This window comes from Gordonia polyisoprenivorans (genome assembly GCF_017654315.1).
GTDB classification, from domain to species: Bacteria; Actinomycetota; Actinomycetes; order Mycobacteriales; family Mycobacteriaceae; genus Gordonia; species Gordonia polyisoprenivorans_A.
Genome location: NZ_CP072203.1, coordinates 235,976 through 250,901 on the forward strand (window position 1 = coordinate 235,976; position 14,926 = coordinate 250,901).

A 14,926-nucleotide genomic window follows, 5' to 3' on the forward strand; every position below is an offset into this window, starting at 1 on the left:
AGATGAGGAGGGCGGCATGAGCACCGACACATCGGCGAGCATCCTCTGGGTGGTTCCCGCGCTGCCGCTACTGGGTGCGGCCGTCCTGCTGTTGGCGGGCAGGCGAACCGACCGCTGGGGGCATTACCTCGCATGCGTGCTGGCCGGCGCGTCGTTCTGCGTCGGCATCGCGCTGTTCGTCGGAATGCTCGGCCGGTCCACCACCGACCGTCCCGTGCACCAGGTGCTGTTCACGTGGCTGCACATCACCCCGGCCGGCGCCGGCAGCGGCGGCTTGAGCGTCGACATGGGGCTCTATCTCGATCAGCTGTCGATGTGTTTCGTCCTGTTGATCACCGGCGTCGGCACCCTGATCCACATCTATTCGATCGGCTACATGACCTCGGATCCCGATCGTCGCCGATTCTTCGCCTACCTCAACCTGTTTCTGGCCGCGATGCTCGTGCTGGTGCTCGCCGACTCCTACCTCGGCCTCTATCTCGGTTGGGAGGGAGTCGGTCTCGCGTCCTATCTGCTGATCGGATTCTGGCAGCAGCGGCCCTCGGCGGCGACCGCCGCGAAGAAGGCGTTCGTGGTGAATCGCGTCGGCGACATCGGGTTGGCGGTCGCGCTGATGGTCATGTTCGCGACCTTCGGATCGGTCTCGTTCACCACCGTGTTCGCCGGCGCCGACGCCGCCGGATACGCCACCATGACCGCACTGGGTTTCCTGCTGTTGCTCGCCGCGTGCGGCAAATCCGCCCAGGTGCCGTTGCAATCGTGGCTCGGTGACGCGATGGAGGGCCCGACGCCCGTGTCGGCGCTCATCCATGCGGCGACCATGGTGACCGCAGGCGTCTATCTGATCGCCCGCTCGCACGCGATCTTCGACATCGCCCCCGACGCCCGTCTGGCCGTGGCGGTCGTCGGTGCGGTGACACTGCTGTTCGGCGCGATCATCGGTTGCGCCAAGGACGACATCAAGAAGGCACTGGCCGCCTCCACGATGAGCCAGATCGGTTACATGGTGCTGGCCGCCGGATTGGGGCCGGCCGGTTACGCATTCGCGATCATGCATCTGCTCACCCATGGGCTCTTCAAGGCCGGGTTGTTCCTCGGGGCGGGCTCGGTGATGCATGCGATGAACGACGAGACCGACATGCGCCGGTTCGGCGGGCTGCGCACGCTCATGCCGATCACCTTCGTCACCTTCGGGCTCGGGTATCTGGCATTGATCGGGGTACCTCCGTTCTCGGGGTTCTTCTCCAAGGACCCGATCATCGAGGCGGCCTTCGGTGCCGGCGGTGCGCGCGGGATCCTCCTCGGTGGGGCCGCGCTGCTCGGAGCCGGCATCACCGCCTTCTACATGACCCGCATCATGCTGATGACCTTCTTCGGCGAAAAGCGTTGGGCACCTGAGGCACACCCGCACGAGGCACCGGCCTCGATGACCGGCCCGATGATCCTGCTCGCACTCGGATCGGTCGCCGCGGGTGGGTTGCTGGTCAGCGGCGACGCGCTGGTGCACTGGCTGACACCCGTCGTCGGCGAGCATCACAGCGAGCTGCCCGTGCCCAGCTGGGTGGTGACGGTGGGCATCCTGGTGGTGGTCGCGGCGGGTATCGGTGTCGCGTGGGCGCGATACGGGCGCGCCCCAATCCCGCTGACGGCGCCACGCGAGCTCACCGCGGTGACGGTCGCGGCACGTCGCGACCTCTACGGCGACGCGTTCAACGAGCGCGTGTTGATGCGGCCCGGTCAGGCACTCGCCCGTGGTCTCGACGTCCTCGAATCCGAGGGGGTCGACGGCGCCGGGGTCGGCGTCGGCACCTTGGTCACCGCATCGTCGAATCGAATACGCCTGTGGCAGAGCGGTTTCGTCCGATCGTATGCGCTGTCGATGCTGGCCGGGGCGACCGTCGTGGTGGCCGCGCTGATGCTGGTCAGGGGGGTGTAGACGATGGGCTGGTTGACGATCCTGTGGCTGATACCGGCGGTGGTCGCCGTCGGTGTGCTCGCGATCCCGGCGCAGCGTCCCGATCTCGCGAAGTGGGCGGGTCTACTCGGCACGGCAGCCGCGCTGGTGGTGTCGGTCGGGCTCGCGATCGCTTTCGATCCCGGTGGCCCCCGCTATCAGTTCGTCACGAACGTGCGGTGGATCCCGTCGTTCGGCGCGCGCTACGAACTGGGTCTCGACGGTATCGGGCTGGTCCTGATCCTGCTCACCACCGTGCTCATGCCGATCCTCGTACTGGCCGGCTGGCGTGACGCCGATCATGCAGGCTCCCTGGATCATTCGGGTGGACGTCGGCAGAAGGGCCCGCACACCTACTTCGCGTTGATGCTGGCGGTCGAGGCGATGGTGCTGATGAGCTTCGTCGCCACCGACGTCCTGCTGTTCTACATCGTGTTCGAGGCCATGCTGATCCCGATGTACTTCCTCATCGGCGGTTTCGGCAGCGGTGGCATGCAGGCCGCCGCCGCGGTGAAGTTCTTGTTGTACAACCTGTTCGGTGGGCTGCTGATGCTCGCGGCGGTGATCGGGCTGTACGTGGTGACCGCGCGCTCGGGGATCGGCGCCGACGGTCGCGGCACCTTCAGTCTCCCGGCGATCTCCGACGCGGTGGCCGGCGGACGCCTCGACGCGAGCGCCGGGGTACTGGCATTGCTGTTCGGCGGTTTCATGATCGCCTTCGCGATCAAGGCCCCGCTGTGGCCGTTCCACTCGTGGCTGCCCGATTCGGCGGTGGCGGCCACCCCGGCGTCGGCGGTGCTGATGATGGCCGTCGTCGACAAGGTCGGCACCTTCGCGATGCTGCGATTTTGTCTGCAGCTGTTCCCCGAGGCGTCGAAAACCTTTGCCCCACTGATCATCGCGTTGTCGGTGATCGGTATCGTCTACGGCGCGATCCTGGCCATCGCACAAACCGACATGATGCGGTTGATCGCCTACACCTCGATCTCGCATTTCGGGTTCATCATCCTCGGGGTGTTCGCGATGACCAGCGAGTCGCAGAGCGGTGCCACCCTGTACATGGTCAATCACGGGATCTCCACGGCGGCACTGTTCTTGATCGCCGGGTTCCTCGTCTCGCGGCGTGGTAGCCGCCTGATCGCCGACTACGGTGGCGTCGCGAAGGTCGCGCCGGTCCTCGCCGGCACCTTCCTCGTCGCCGGGCTGGCCACGCTGTCGCTACCCGGCCTGTCGCCGTTCATCAGCGAATTCCTGGTTTTCATCGGCACTTTCACCCGGTACCCGGTCGCCGCGATCGCGGCGTCGAGCGCGCTGGTCCTGTCCGCCATCTACATTCTCTGGCTCTATCAGCGCGTGATGGGTGGCCCACCGACACCGGTGGAGGGTCCCGGCGCCGCCCGCCGGACGATGCCTGATCTACACGGCCGCGAACGTCTCGTCGTGGCGCCACTGCTCGCCCTGCTACTCGTCTTCGGGTTCTTTCCGCAGCCGCTGCTGAATCTGATCACTCCCACGGTCTCGCACACGCTGACCACCGTGGGACGCGACGACCCGGCACCGGCCGTGGTGGTCCCGAGCACCGGAGGTGGCAAGTGACCACGGCACACGTGACCACTGCGCACGAAATCACGACAGCGCTGGCCGCCATCACCCCGCCCGACGTCGAATACTCTCTGCTGTCACCGATGTTGATCGTCTTCGGCGTCGGCGTCATCGGGGTGCTGGTCGAGGCGTTCGCGCCACGGGCCGGCCGGTGGCGCGCCCAACTGGTGCTGTCGATGGCGGGGCTGGTGGCCGCGCTGATCGCGGTCATCGTGTTGGCAGTTCATCTCACCGCCGACGGCGGTCAGGGGCGGACCGCGGTGTCCGGGGCGGTGGTGCTCGATCGGCCCGCCCTGTTCTTGCAGGGCCTGTTGCTGGTGATCTCCGTGCTGGCCGTGGCGTTCATGGCCGAACGGGGACTCGAGCGGGTCGTGGCGCCGTCGACACGTTCGGCGAGACACCCAGCCGCACGACGCCGGGTCAGTGACGGGCCGGGTGCGGCTGCGCAGGCCACGCTGGCCGGCGGTCGCGCCGACATGTTCACGCCGTCGGGGGCGAGTACCCCGAATTCCGACGACGAGTTCGAGGCGACCCGCGCCGGTGGCGTGACCACCGAGGTGTTCCCGCTGACCCTGCTCGCGGTCGGCGGGATGATGCTGTTCGTCGCGTGCGGTGATCTACTCACCATGTTCATCGCGCTCGAGGTGTTCTCGCTGCCGCTGTACCTGTTGTGCGCCCTGGCCCGGCGGCGCCGTTTGCTCTCCCAGGAGGCATCCCTCAAATACTTTCTGCTGGGCGCCTTCTCGTCGGCGTTCTTCCTCTTCGGTGCCGCCTTCGTCTACGGCGGCACCGGCTCGCTCGACCTGACCGTCATCGGGACCAGCGTCGATCGCGCCGCCGCCGGAACGTCGGGTGAGGTACTGCTCCCGCTGATCGGGTTGGCGCTGCTCTCGGTGGGGTTGCTGTTCAAGATCGGCGCGGTGCCGTTCCACTCGTGGGTCCCCGACGTCTACCAGGGCGCACCCACGCCGGTGACCGCGTTCATGGCCGCGGCCACCAAGATCGCCGCGTTCGGCGCGCTGTTGCGGGTCTTCTACACAAGCTTCGGTGCGCTCGCCGACGAGTGGAAACCGGTGTTGTGGGCGGTGGCGATCGTCACCATGCTCGGCGGCGCGGTGATGGCCGTGACCCAGTCCGACGTCAAACGCCTACTCGCCTACTCCTCGGTGACACACACCGGATTTATCCTGTTGGGGCTCATCGCCTTTGACGAAGCGGGCGTCAGCGCCACCCTGTTCTATCTGGCCGCGTACGCCTTCTCGACGTTCGGTGCGTTCGCCACGGTCTCGGTGGTTCGCGAGCCGACGACGTTCACCGGGTCGGCGCGCATCGGCGGGGCCACCGGAGCGCACCTGTCCGGGCGTGAGGCCACCGGCATCGACCAGTGGGCCGGTCTCGGAAGGCGCTATCCGCTTGTCGGAGCGATGTTCTCGATGTTCCTGCTGGCGTTCGCCGGCATTCCGTTGACGAGTGGCTTCATCGCGAAATTCGATGTGTTCGCCGCGGTCTCGGGTAGCGGCGGCTCGGTTCTGGTGGTGATCGGTGTGATCAGCAGCGCCATCGCAGCCTACTTCTACATCCGCATCATCGTGGCGATGTTCTTCTCCGACGTCACCGTCGACGCCCCGCATGTGGTGCGGCCCAGCGCATTGACGACCACGTCCATCGCCTTGTGCACGGCGGTCACGATCGTGCTCGGCTTCTTCCCACAACCACTCCTCGACCTCGTCGGTGGAGCCGGATCGTTTCTGTGAGTCAGGCGAACAGCGGAACCGTCGTGCCCGGTTCGGCTCCGTAGCGGTCGACGATCTTGTTCAGTTCGCTCTGCATGTAGAAGGTGTGCAGACCGAAGACGAAGCCGAGTACGCAGCACAGCAACGGATTACACGTCTCGGGCAGTCCGGCGCAGCGCTGGGCTTCACGGATGCGCTTGCCGGTGTTGTGGAAGCTGATGATCGGGGCGATGACCGTCCAACTGAGAAAGATGATCACCAACAGTGGCCCGACCGCCGAAATCTCCTTGCGCCGATCGAAGGCGGCCATCTCCTTGTTGATCTTGTAGTACCAGACCAGCGAATAGATCCCCAGGGTGATCAGCGGCAGGCCGATCCACACCGCAATCGGGTTGCGCTTCTTCATCGCCGCGCCGTCGGCGACGGGGCGGCCGGTCGGTACTTGTCCGCCCGGTGCCGGAGGTTGCGCGTCCGACCGTGCCGGCGGGCCCGGCCGGCCGGGCGGTACCTGCGACTGCCCCATACCCGGCTGCCCCGTCGCCGGCTGCTGCCCCATGCCGGGCTGGGCGGTCGGTGCGATATGGCGCGGCGGACCGGCCGGCTGCGCTACCTGTGGCCGTGCGTGCACCCGCGTCGGCGCCTCGGTCGGCCTCGGCGCCGGCGGACGTTGGTACGCGGTGGTCCGCTGCCCGTCCGGACCCGGCGCTGCCTGACCCTGCTGCGCCCTACCCTGCAGCGCCGGGCTCTGCGGAACCGGGCTCTGCTTCTGATAGTGGGTCGTCGGCGCGTTCGACGGTCCGGGCTGGTTGTGGTCGTTACCCGGCTGCTGCGGAGTGCTCATGCTGTTGATCATCGACCAGTCATCGGCCCAGGTCCATGGGATTCACACGAACGATCGACGAGAGACACGGCCGCCATAAGCGGTGTGCCGTACTTTGAGGTCACCTGGTGACCCATGAATACGGCACAAGCCTCCCCGGACAGCAGAATGGCCCCCTACCTGCGAGGATAGGGGGCCATTGCCGGCGGTGGCGGAGGGATTTGAACCCTCGGTACGGGGTTACCGCACACAGCATTTCGAGTGCTGCACCTTCGGCCGCTCGGACACGCCACCGCCGAAGACTGTACCGCAGGCCCGTGTCCGGCCTTAAATCGGCTGGTCAGACGGGCACACGGCGGGTGTCAGTTGCCGCTGAGCTTGTCCTTGATGTCGTCGACCTTGCCCTTGACGGCGTCGGCCGCGTCGGCGATCTTCTGCTTGCCCTGGGCGACGGCCTGGTCGCCCTTGCCCTCGTTCTTGAGGTCCTGGTCATCGGTCAGGCTGCCTGCGGCTTCCTTCCCGCGTCCCTTGAGCTCTTCGGCCTTGTTCTTGGCGTCATCGGATAGTGCCATGGTGAGCCTCCTCTGCCGGGTGCGCGCACGGCGCGCACGTCGAGGCGATCGGATGATGCGTCCACGCCTGGTCTCGACGGGCCGCATGGGAGGGGGGTTGCCCCGCCTTCCACCGTACCGACCGGCAACCGGTGGCGTCAGTTACCCAACTTGCCCCTCAGCTCGTCGAATTTCTCCTTGGCGGTGCCCAGCGCGCCCTGCACCTTCTCGTTTCCGGCAAGCTCACCGAGCTTTTCCTTCGCGGTGTCGAGGGCTTCGTTGACCTTCGGGTTCTCCGCGAGTTCGCCGATCTTCTCTTTCGCCGTGCCGAGGGCCTCGGCGACCTTGGGGTTGTCGGCGAGTTCACCGAGCTTCTCCTTGGCCGTACCGATGACCTCGTTCACCTTGTCGCTTGCGTCGGCCATGCCGTCCTCCTGCGGTTCGGGGTGGAATACGGATTCGTCCGATGTCGTGCACCGTCAAATCTGCCACAGAGTCACAGGCCACGGCGGGTGGTGAAGAAGTCGACCATCAGCGTTCGGCACCGTTGTTCGAGGATGCCGCCGCGTACCTGTGGTCGATGGGTCAGCCGCGGATCACGAACCACGTCCCAGAGTGAGCTCACCGCACCGGTTTTCGGCTCCCACGCCCCGAAGATCAGGGTGTCGAGGCGGGCGAGGCCGATGGCTCCGGCGCACATCGTGCACGGTTCGACGGTGACGGCGATGGTGCATCCGGGCAGTCGCCATCCGTCTCCGAAGGCCGCGGCCGCCGCACGCAACGCCAGGATCTCGGCGTGCGCGGTCGGGTCCGAGTCGGCCTCTCGCCGGTTGGCTGCGCGGGCGAGCTCCACACCCGCGGGGTCGAAGACGACGGCGCCGATCGGCACGTCGTCGTCACCGGAGAGGGTCGCCGCGTCGAGGGCGGCGTTCATCATCGACTCCCACACCCGCATCTGCGCGGCGCCGGCGGGAGTCGCGGAGCTCAATGCCCCAGTGAGTCGAGCACGCGGGACAGTTCGTCGGCGAAGCCGAGCCGCGCGGCGATCATCCCGATCTGCTCGTCGGCGTAGAGGTCGGTGTCGCCGACGATGACGCCCATGACGGCGTCGGGCAGGCCCAGATCGGACAGGATGCCGAGGTCACCCTCTTCCCACGGGTCGACGTCGTCGAGTTCGTCGGGGTCGATGTCGGGGACGTCGATGTTCAGGGCGTCGAGCACATCGGCGGCCACGTCGTAGTCGATGCCGGCGGTGGCGTCGGAGATGAGCATCCGCGCACCTCCGGGTGCCGGCCGGATGACGATGAAGAACTCCTCGTCGACGTCGAGCAGACCGAACACCGCGCCCGCCGACCGCAGATCACGCAGTTGCCGTTCGGCGGCATCGAGGTCGGTGAGGGCGTCCGGTTTGAGGGCGGTGACCTTCCAGGCGGCATCCTCGCGCACCACCGCGACAGCGAAACCTTCCACGCCGTCGACGACGTCGTTGCTGTTGGAACCCGATACTCCCGCGCCGGCACCTGCCATGCAGGTCACGGTAGCCCGTCGGGGGCATACTCCCCAAGTCCTACCCGCGCCACGGCGATGTGGAAATCTGGGATGGTGACAGACATCCGCTCCACCCCGGTCTGCATTCTCGGTCTCGGCCTCATCGGCGGGTCGATGATGCGGGCACTCGATGCGTCGGGCGCCTCCACCTTCGGCTACAACCGCTCGTCGACGACCGTCGAGCAGGCCCGCGCCGACGGCCACGACGCATCCACCGATCTCGTGGCGACGCTGCGCCGCGCCGCCGACACCGACGCCGCCATCGTGCTCGCGACCCCGGTCACCACGATCGAACCGATCGTGTCGGCGATCGCCGAGAATGCGGCGGGCTGCCTCATCACCGACGTCATCAGCGTGAAAACCCCCGTCGCCGAGATCTTTCGGCGCCTGTTCCCCGACGCCCGGTATGTCGGCGGGCATCCGATGGCCGGCTCGAGTCACTCGGGCTGGGAGGCCACCGATCCCGACCTGTTCACCGACGCGATGTGGATGGTGACCACCGAGGACACCACCGACGCCGACGACTGGCGGCTCGTCGCCGGGCTGGCGCGCGCGCTGGGTGCCGCGGTGGTGCCCGCCGCCAACGACGCGCACGACCGCGCGGTGGCTGCGATCTCGCATGTGCCGCATCTGACGGCTGCTGCGACGGCGGCGGTCGGTGCTGCGGAGAGCGAGTTGGCGATCCGGCTGGCCGCGGGCAGTTTCCGCGACGGCACCCGTGTTGCCGGGACCGCTCCGCAGTTGCAGCGGGCGATGATCGAGGCGAATGGCATCGCGGTACTCAACGCGCTCAGCGAGGTGATCGACCGGCTGACCGCGGCGCGCGACGAACTCCGCGATCATGGCACCACGCAGGTGCTGATCGACGACGGCTACCGCGCCCGGCACGCCTACGAGGCGATGGCGAATGCGCCGCGGGTGGCGATCACCGACGTCGAGCCGGGCGCCGCGGGCTGGCAGGCGGAGATGCGCCGCCAGGCGCACCGCGGGAGAGTGTGGCTGGGCTGATCGCCCCGGTCAGACGCGGCTGGCCAGTCCCGGGTAGTCGATGACGAAGCCGTTGTCGTCGACGGTCAGTGTCGAGGTGGCGACCGGCGAGGACACGCCGATCCCGGCGGGGCCGGGGGTGTAGCGCAGGGTGGCCGGTTCGACGACCGCCGTCGGCAGATAGACGTAGACGACAGGGACCTCGACGGTGTCGGATGCGTCGGCCGCGGTGAGATGCAGGCGGCGGATGGGCAGGGCGTTGAACATCGGCGACAGAGCGAGGTCGACGTCCTCGGCGCCACCGAAATCCTTGCGGACGGTCTCGCCCCCGGTCTGCACGAGCCAGGTGTTCTCCTCGTCGCGAGCCATTCCGAGCTGCGTCTCACCGCCGGCCTGTACGAGGTGGATCGACAGCCGCTTGGTGACGCCGGCATCGTTGGTGACCAGCTCGTATGACGCGGAGAACGCGTCGTGGTCGGCGGTCGCCGCGGCGATGATGCGGCCGTACGCCTTGACCCGAGCGCCTTGGACGTTGAGGCGGACCTGTTCGAGGCGCTCGGTGTCGACACCGCGCCACGTGATCATGGTCTTGAACTCGGTGGCGTCGCTCGCCGACGCCTGCGGGGCTGCTTGCGGGGAACTCACACACATACGGTAGCGACCTCGGGCCGCCGACACACGCCGAGGACCCCGATATGACCCGCGGGTCAGGCGATGCACGTGGCCGTTCGCCGGGTCGAGGAGGCCTCGACACTGTCGTCGGCGACCGGTCGGCCGGCGACGGTGATCGTGCAGTGCGCCGAGGATCCGTCGCCGGCCACGACCAACAGTCGCAGCGGGTTGCGGCTCGCGGCGAAGGTGACCGTCCAGTTCGCCGGCGGGGTGAAGTCGGTCCGGACGCCGACGTCGTCGACGTAGAGGATGGTCCCGACGCCGTTGATGGTGACGGTGTAGGTGACCTGAGCGCCCGGCGTCGTACCCGAACCACCGCCGGGCTGGTCGCCGCCGGGCTGCGAGGGCAGGCCGGGCCGGGTGGGCAACACCGGTAGCGAGTAGGTGTCGGTGGGGTCGGCGGTCGGCAGGGTGATGGTCGGGTTCTGTTGTTGGTGCAGCGAGCGGACGCCGAAGACGACAAGTCCCACGATCACCAGGCCGACGACGGCGAAGATGACGACGGTGGCGCCGACCTCACGCTCTTCCCCGGAGCGGCGCGGACGCTGCGGAGAATGCGGTGGCTCGGCGTCTGTATTGGCCGCACTCATGCCGACCCCACCCCGGCCGTCCGACGACGGCACCTGCGCGACGTCGTGGCGGGGACCGGGTTGCGGTGCGCCGCGGGCGGCGAGGTCGGCGGCGGTGTAGCGAGGGAGTCCACGGTCGGAGTAGCCGAGCGGCGGATAGTTGCCCGGCAACAGCGGGATGCGGTAATCGTCGGCGCCGTCGGGCCGTTGCCCGGTGGGCTGTCCCATGTCGCCACTCCCGATCACCGCGGGTCGCCGAGCCGGCGCACCCGTATCCACCATGTGCACCTTCGACCTTACTGACGACTTCTCAGAGGCGGCTCTCGAGTCGGGCGGTGAGGCCTGCTTCCTGCAGGTCCAGGCGATCGAGCATGGCGCGGACGGCCTCGTCCTCGAGATGCCCGTTCTCTCTGCCCGCGACGAGAGCGTCGCGTTGGGCCGAGAGCACGCTGCGGTACAGGGCTGCGAAGGCGTCGGTACGCGCGGTGTGCGCGTCGGGGTCGGGCATCTCCTCGGCGTCGCGGGACTGTCGAGCGACGGTCTCCTTGATGAAGTCGACGGTCACCTCGTCGAGGTCGGTGGGCGGGTTGTCGACGAAGCCCGCGATGACCTCGTCGGCCGCGCCGTGCACGATGGCCTCGGCGCGGGCGGTCTGCTCGTGGTCGTAGCGTTCCTCGTCCTCGTTGCGCAGCTGCAGCCGGTTGATGAGCCAGGGCAGGGTCGGGCCCTGAATGAGGATGGTCCCGACGGCCACGACGAACGCGATTGCCTGGATGGCCGAACGCTCGGGGAACGCACTGCCGTCGGCGACGGTCAGCGGGATGCCGGAGGCGGCCGCGAGGGAGACCACGCCGCGCATGCCGGTCCAGGCGACCACCGTCGACTCCTGCCAGGTCAGCGGCCGGTTGTCGATGCGTTCGCGCAGGCGCCGCCACCACTCCGGCGCCTGCGCGGGGTCGCGGCGGCCGGCGGCGCCGCGGCGCGGGGTGGGCTGGATCTCCACCGCGACCGTGGCGTCGAGGTGGCGGCTGACGACGCCACGACCGAACATCGCGAACACGCACAGCGGACGGATGACGAGCACCACAGCCAGCACGAGGAGTGAGGCAATGGTGATCTGTAGCAACGATTCTCGCGCCTCGCGCAGATCCTCGATGATGAACCTCATCTGTAACCCGATGTAGGCGAACACAAATGCCTCGAGCAACACGTCGACCGAGTTCCACACATAGCGTTCCTGCAGCCGCGTCTGATAGCCGGCGTGCACCGACCCCGACCCGACCACGAAGCCGGCGATCACCACCGCGAGCACCCCGGAGGCGTGCATGTGTTCGGCGGCGAGGAACGCCGCGAACGGAACGACGAAGCCCTGCACCGTCTCCAGTGCGGGGTTGCGCAGGTGGCTTCGAATCCAGAGGGTGAGGTAGCCGAGGACGGCGCCGACGATGGGACCGAGAATCGCGTTGTAGCCGAAGAGCGCCAGCGGATTGTCGATGAACGCGTGGGTGGACGCGATCTGGGAGATCGCGATGGCGAACAGCGACAGCGCCGCGGCGTCGTTGACGAGACTCTCGCCGGTGAGAATGGCCATCAACCGCTTCGGCAGTCCGAGCTTGCGTCCGATGGCCACCGCGGTGACCGCGTCGGGCGGTGCGACGATCGCCCCGAGCAGCAACGCCAGCGCGAAGGTGAACTCGGGGATCAGTAACGACGCGATCCACCCGACGGCGAAGGCGGTGATGACGACCATCGCCACCCCGAGCCCCAGGATCGGCTTGATGTTGCGCACGAAGCTCGGCACCGAGAAGCCCAGCGCTGCGGAGTACAGCAGCGGTGGCAGCACGACCGTCAGCAGGATCTCGGATTCGAGTTCCACATGCGGCATGCCCGGGACGAAGGAGACCGCCAGCGCGACCACCACGATGATCAACGCGGGTTGCATGCCGCGCCGGTCGGCGATCGCGGTGATGATGACGGCACCCACGAGCACCAGGATCAACAGTTCCATGGGCAGTGATTCTCGCAGCGGCTGTCCGATTTCGCCGGTTGCGGAGTTTCGTCAACTGCCCGCGTTCGCCGCGGCCGACGCGGTCAGGCGACCGGTGTCTCCTCACGCGCCGACGCACCGTACTTGAACTTGCCGTCCTCGAAGAGCAACGGATAGATCAGTCCGCCGACGATGCCCCCGATGAGTGGGGCGACCCAGAACGCCCACAGTTGGCCGGGCGCGCCGTCGCCGTTGAAGAACGCCACCGCCGTCGAGCGTGCCGGGTTCACCGAGGTGTTGGAGATCGGGATGGACACCAGGTGGATGAGTGTGAGGGTGAAGCCGATTGCCAACGGCCCGAATCCCTTCGGCGCCCGGCCATCGGTCGCGCCGAGGATGACGATGAGGAAGAACGCGGTCAGCAGGATCTCGGCGATCAGGACCGCGGCGAGCGTGTAATGGCCCGGACTGTGGTCGCCGTATCCGTTGGCAGCCATGTTGCCGGTGGCCGTCCAGCCGGGTCTGCCCTGCGCTATCCCATAGATCGCGAGACCGGCGAGCAGACCACCGGCGACCTGAGCGATCCAGTAGCCGGGCAGATCCTTCCATTCGAGTCGCCCGCTCACCGCAGCGCCGAGCGAGATCGCCGGATTGAAATGCGCCCCGGAGATGTGGGCGAGGGCGTAGGCCATGGTGACCACGGTCAGTCCGAACGCCAGCGCGACGCCCAGATAGCCGACACCCACCTGGATGAGCGTCCCCTTGTCGTCCCCCTCGGCGACTTGCTTGGCAGCGAAGACCGCGGTTCCGCAACCTCCGAGGACAAGCCAGAATGTACCGAACAATTCGGCCGCGTATTTGGTGAACGGAGCAGAAATCATGACAGCCTCTCGAGGTGGTTGGGTGAGCACACACGTCACTGGCAGAACTTGAGCAACTTCAGTGCACACCATTTACGACCTTTTCCACCCAAAGGCGGCGAAACGGTGACCAGGCTGACATCCGACGGTGATGTGGGAGACAAAAACCCCGCCACCGTTGTCGCTGGTGGCGGGGTCTTGAGAGTGCGCCCGTAGGGATTCGAACCCCAAACCTTCTGATCCGTAGTCAGATGCTCTATCCGTTGAGCTACGGGCGCGTGAATATTAAGTTGTCATGCTGTTCAGCTGTCGTGCTGTTCAGTTGTCACCGCGGTCGGCGCGACTGCGGTCGGCGGAGGCGAGAGGATTTGAACCTCCGGTCCCGTTTTAGCGAGACAACTCATTAGCAGTGAGTCCCATTCGGCCGCTCTGGCACGCCTCCTAGCGGAGTCCTTTCGAACTGCCGAAGCGAAAGATTACACACCGCCCGGCGGCAGAAGCAAACCGCGCGGTCAGAGCCGGATCGCCGGGTCCGGGCACCGTCCGCCACGACCGTGGACCTACAGTTGGACGGTGACCTTTCGCATCCGTCCCGACCTCGCCGACCTGCCCGTCTACGTCCCCGGCAAGACGTTCCCGGACGCGGTGAAGCTTGCCAGCAACGAGGTCACCTTCGGTCCGCTCCCCTCGGTTCTGCAAGCGATCTCACATGCCGCGGCCGGCGTGAACCGATACCCCGACAACGGGATGGTCGAGTTGACCGACGCGTTGGCCAAGAACCTCGGCGTCAGTCCTGAGGAAATCCAGGTCGGGTGCGGATCGGTGATCCTCTGCCAGAACCTGATCCTGATCACCTGCCGCCCCGGCGACGAGGTCGTCTTCGGCTGGCGCTCCTTCGAGACCTATCCCCTCGCGACGCGGCTCGTCGGGGCGATGCCGGTTCAGGTGCCTCTCACCGGCGACGACGTGCATGATCTTGCGGCCATGGCCGACGCGATCACCGATCGCACCCGCCTGATCTTCGTCTGCAACCCCAACAACCCGACCGGGACCGTGGTCACCGCCGACGATCTGCGCGCCTTCCTGCAGTCGGTGCCGTCGGACATCGTCGTCGCCCTCGACGAGGCGTACCTCGAGTACACCCGCCTCGACGACGACCACGCCTACGACGCCCTCGAGTTGCGCCGCGAGTTCCCGAACCTGGTCGCGTTACGCACGTTCTCCAAGGCGTACGGGCTCGCCGGCCTGCGCGTCGGGTACGCGATCGGCGATCCGGAGATCATCACCAGCCTGGGTAAGGCGCATGTGCCGTTCTCGGTCAACAGCGTCGCGCAGGCCGCAGCTCTGGCCTGCCTGGAGGCCGGCGACGAACTACTCGAGCGCACCGATGCGGTGGTCGCCGAACGTCGGCGGGTCACCGAGCGGCTCCGCGCCGCCGGTTACCGGGTACCCGACTCGCAGGCGAATTTCGTGTGGCTCGACCTGGCCGAGAGGTCGTCAGAGTTCGCGCGCGCGGCGATCGACGCCGGGGTCGTGGTGCGGCCATTCGCCGACGACGGCGTGCGGGTCACCGTCACCCATCTCGACGAGAACGACAGCTTCCTGGCCTTCGCCGAGCGGTGGATCCGCGCCGACTGAGGTCT

Annotated in this window: 14 protein-coding genes and 3 tRNA genes; 5 read left to right on the top strand and 12 right to left on the bottom strand. The window is 67.4% G+C overall.

Features of this window, described 5'->3' with window-relative positions; genetic code table 11:
• The first annotated feature begins 16 nt into the window (after positions 1-16).
• Genes nuoL through nuoN form a run of 3 tightly spaced genes read left to right on the top strand, consistent with a single transcriptional unit; the run spans position 17 to position 5,310 of the window.
• The gene (gene nuoL, locus J6U32_RS01145; RefSeq protein WP_208793184.1) at positions 17-1,936 is read left to right on the top strand and encodes an NADH-quinone oxidoreductase subunit L; all 1,920 of its coding nucleotides are present in this window, start codon (positions 17-19) and stop codon (positions 1,934-1,936) included.
• Between the two features lie 3 nt (positions 1,937-1,939).
• Entirely contained in the window at positions 1,940-3,550 is a 1,611-nt protein-coding gene (locus tag J6U32_RS01150; RefSeq protein WP_208793185.1) for an NADH-quinone oxidoreductase subunit M, read from the top strand.
• Positions 3,547-5,310, top strand: coding sequence for an NADH-quinone oxidoreductase subunit NuoN (gene nuoN / locus J6U32_RS01155; RefSeq protein ID WP_208793186.1), 1,764 nt, complete (start codon positions 3,547-3,549; stop codon positions 5,308-5,310). Before J6U32_RS01150 ends, nuoN begins: the two co-directional genes overlap by 4 nt.
• 1 nt (position 5,311) lies before the next feature.
• Here the strand turns inward: nuoN and J6U32_RS01160 are convergent, their stop codons facing one another.
• The 6 genes from J6U32_RS01160 to J6U32_RS01185 form a co-directional block, all read right to left on the bottom strand.
• A complete protein-coding gene (locus J6U32_RS01160) occupies positions 5,312-6,130 on the bottom strand; it encodes a DUF4234 domain-containing protein (RefSeq protein WP_244332461.1) in 819 nt (272 codons plus the stop codon).
• A gap of 185 nt (positions 6,131-6,315) precedes the next feature.
• Positions 6,316-6,403: transfer RNA gene (locus J6U32_RS01165), tRNA-Ser, on the bottom strand.
• A 68-nt stretch (positions 6,404-6,471) separates the two neighbouring features.
• On the bottom strand, positions 6,472-6,681 hold the full coding sequence (locus J6U32_RS01170; protein ID WP_006371700.1) for a CsbD family protein: 210 nt from the start codon (positions 6,679-6,681) through the stop codon (positions 6,472-6,474).
• 137 nt (positions 6,682-6,818) lie between these two features.
• Positions 6,819-7,085, bottom strand: a complete 267-nt coding sequence (locus J6U32_RS01175; RefSeq protein WP_006371701.1) for a hypothetical protein — start codon at positions 7,083-7,085, stop codon at positions 6,819-6,821.
• A gap of 71 nt (positions 7,086-7,156) precedes the next feature.
• Positions 7,157-7,615, bottom strand: a complete 459-nt coding sequence (locus tag J6U32_RS01180; protein WP_208795903.1) for a nucleoside deaminase — start codon at positions 7,613-7,615, stop codon at positions 7,157-7,159.
• A 29-nt stretch (positions 7,616-7,644) separates the two neighbouring features.
• Positions 7,645-8,187, bottom strand: a complete 543-nt coding sequence (locus J6U32_RS01185; RefSeq protein ID WP_208793188.1) for a tRNA adenosine deaminase-associated protein — start codon at positions 8,185-8,187, stop codon at positions 7,645-7,647.
• Between the two features lie 72 nt (positions 8,188-8,259).
• Between J6U32_RS01185 and J6U32_RS01190 the strand changes: the two genes are divergently transcribed.
• The gene (locus J6U32_RS01190; protein ID WP_208793189.1) at positions 8,260-9,216 is read left to right on the top strand and encodes a prephenate dehydrogenase; all 957 of its coding nucleotides are present in this window, start codon (positions 8,260-8,262) and stop codon (positions 9,214-9,216) included.
• A 9-nt stretch (positions 9,217-9,225) separates the two neighbouring features.
• On the opposite strand, the gene J6U32_RS01195 is transcribed toward J6U32_RS01190, so the two are convergent.
• The 6 genes from J6U32_RS01195 to J6U32_RS01220 form a co-directional block, all read right to left on the bottom strand.
• On the bottom strand, positions 9,226-9,846 hold the full coding sequence (locus tag J6U32_RS01195) for a putative glycolipid-binding domain-containing protein (protein WP_208793190.1): 621 nt from the start codon (positions 9,844-9,846) through the stop codon (positions 9,226-9,228).
• Positions 9,847-9,902: 56 nt separating this feature from the next.
• On the bottom strand, positions 9,903-10,664 hold the full coding sequence (locus tag J6U32_RS01200; protein WP_244332463.1) for a hypothetical protein: 762 nt from the start codon (positions 10,662-10,664) through the stop codon (positions 9,903-9,905).
• 82 nt (positions 10,665-10,746) lie between these two features.
• Positions 10,747-12,444, bottom strand: coding sequence for a cation:proton antiporter (locus J6U32_RS01205; RefSeq protein ID WP_208793191.1), 1,698 nt, complete (start codon positions 12,442-12,444; stop codon positions 10,747-10,749).
• Between the two features lie 83 nt (positions 12,445-12,527).
• Complete coding sequence (gene aqpZ / locus J6U32_RS01210; protein WP_208793192.1) at positions 12,528-13,304, bottom strand: aquaporin Z; 777 nt, start codon at positions 13,302-13,304, stop codon at positions 12,528-12,530.
• Positions 13,305-13,488: 184 nt separating this feature from the next.
• Positions 13,489-13,561: transfer RNA gene (locus J6U32_RS01215), tRNA-Arg, on the bottom strand.
• Positions 13,562-13,636: 75 nt separating this feature from the next.
• Positions 13,637-13,725 (bottom strand) — tRNA-Ser (locus J6U32_RS01220).
• A 131-nt stretch (positions 13,726-13,856) separates the two neighbouring features.
• Between J6U32_RS01220 and hisC the strand changes: the two genes are divergently transcribed.
• Positions 13,857-14,921, top strand: a complete 1,065-nt coding sequence (gene hisC, locus J6U32_RS01225; protein WP_208793193.1) for a histidinol-phosphate transaminase — start codon at positions 13,857-13,859, stop codon at positions 14,919-14,921.
• Positions 14,922-14,926 lie beyond the last annotated feature (5 nt).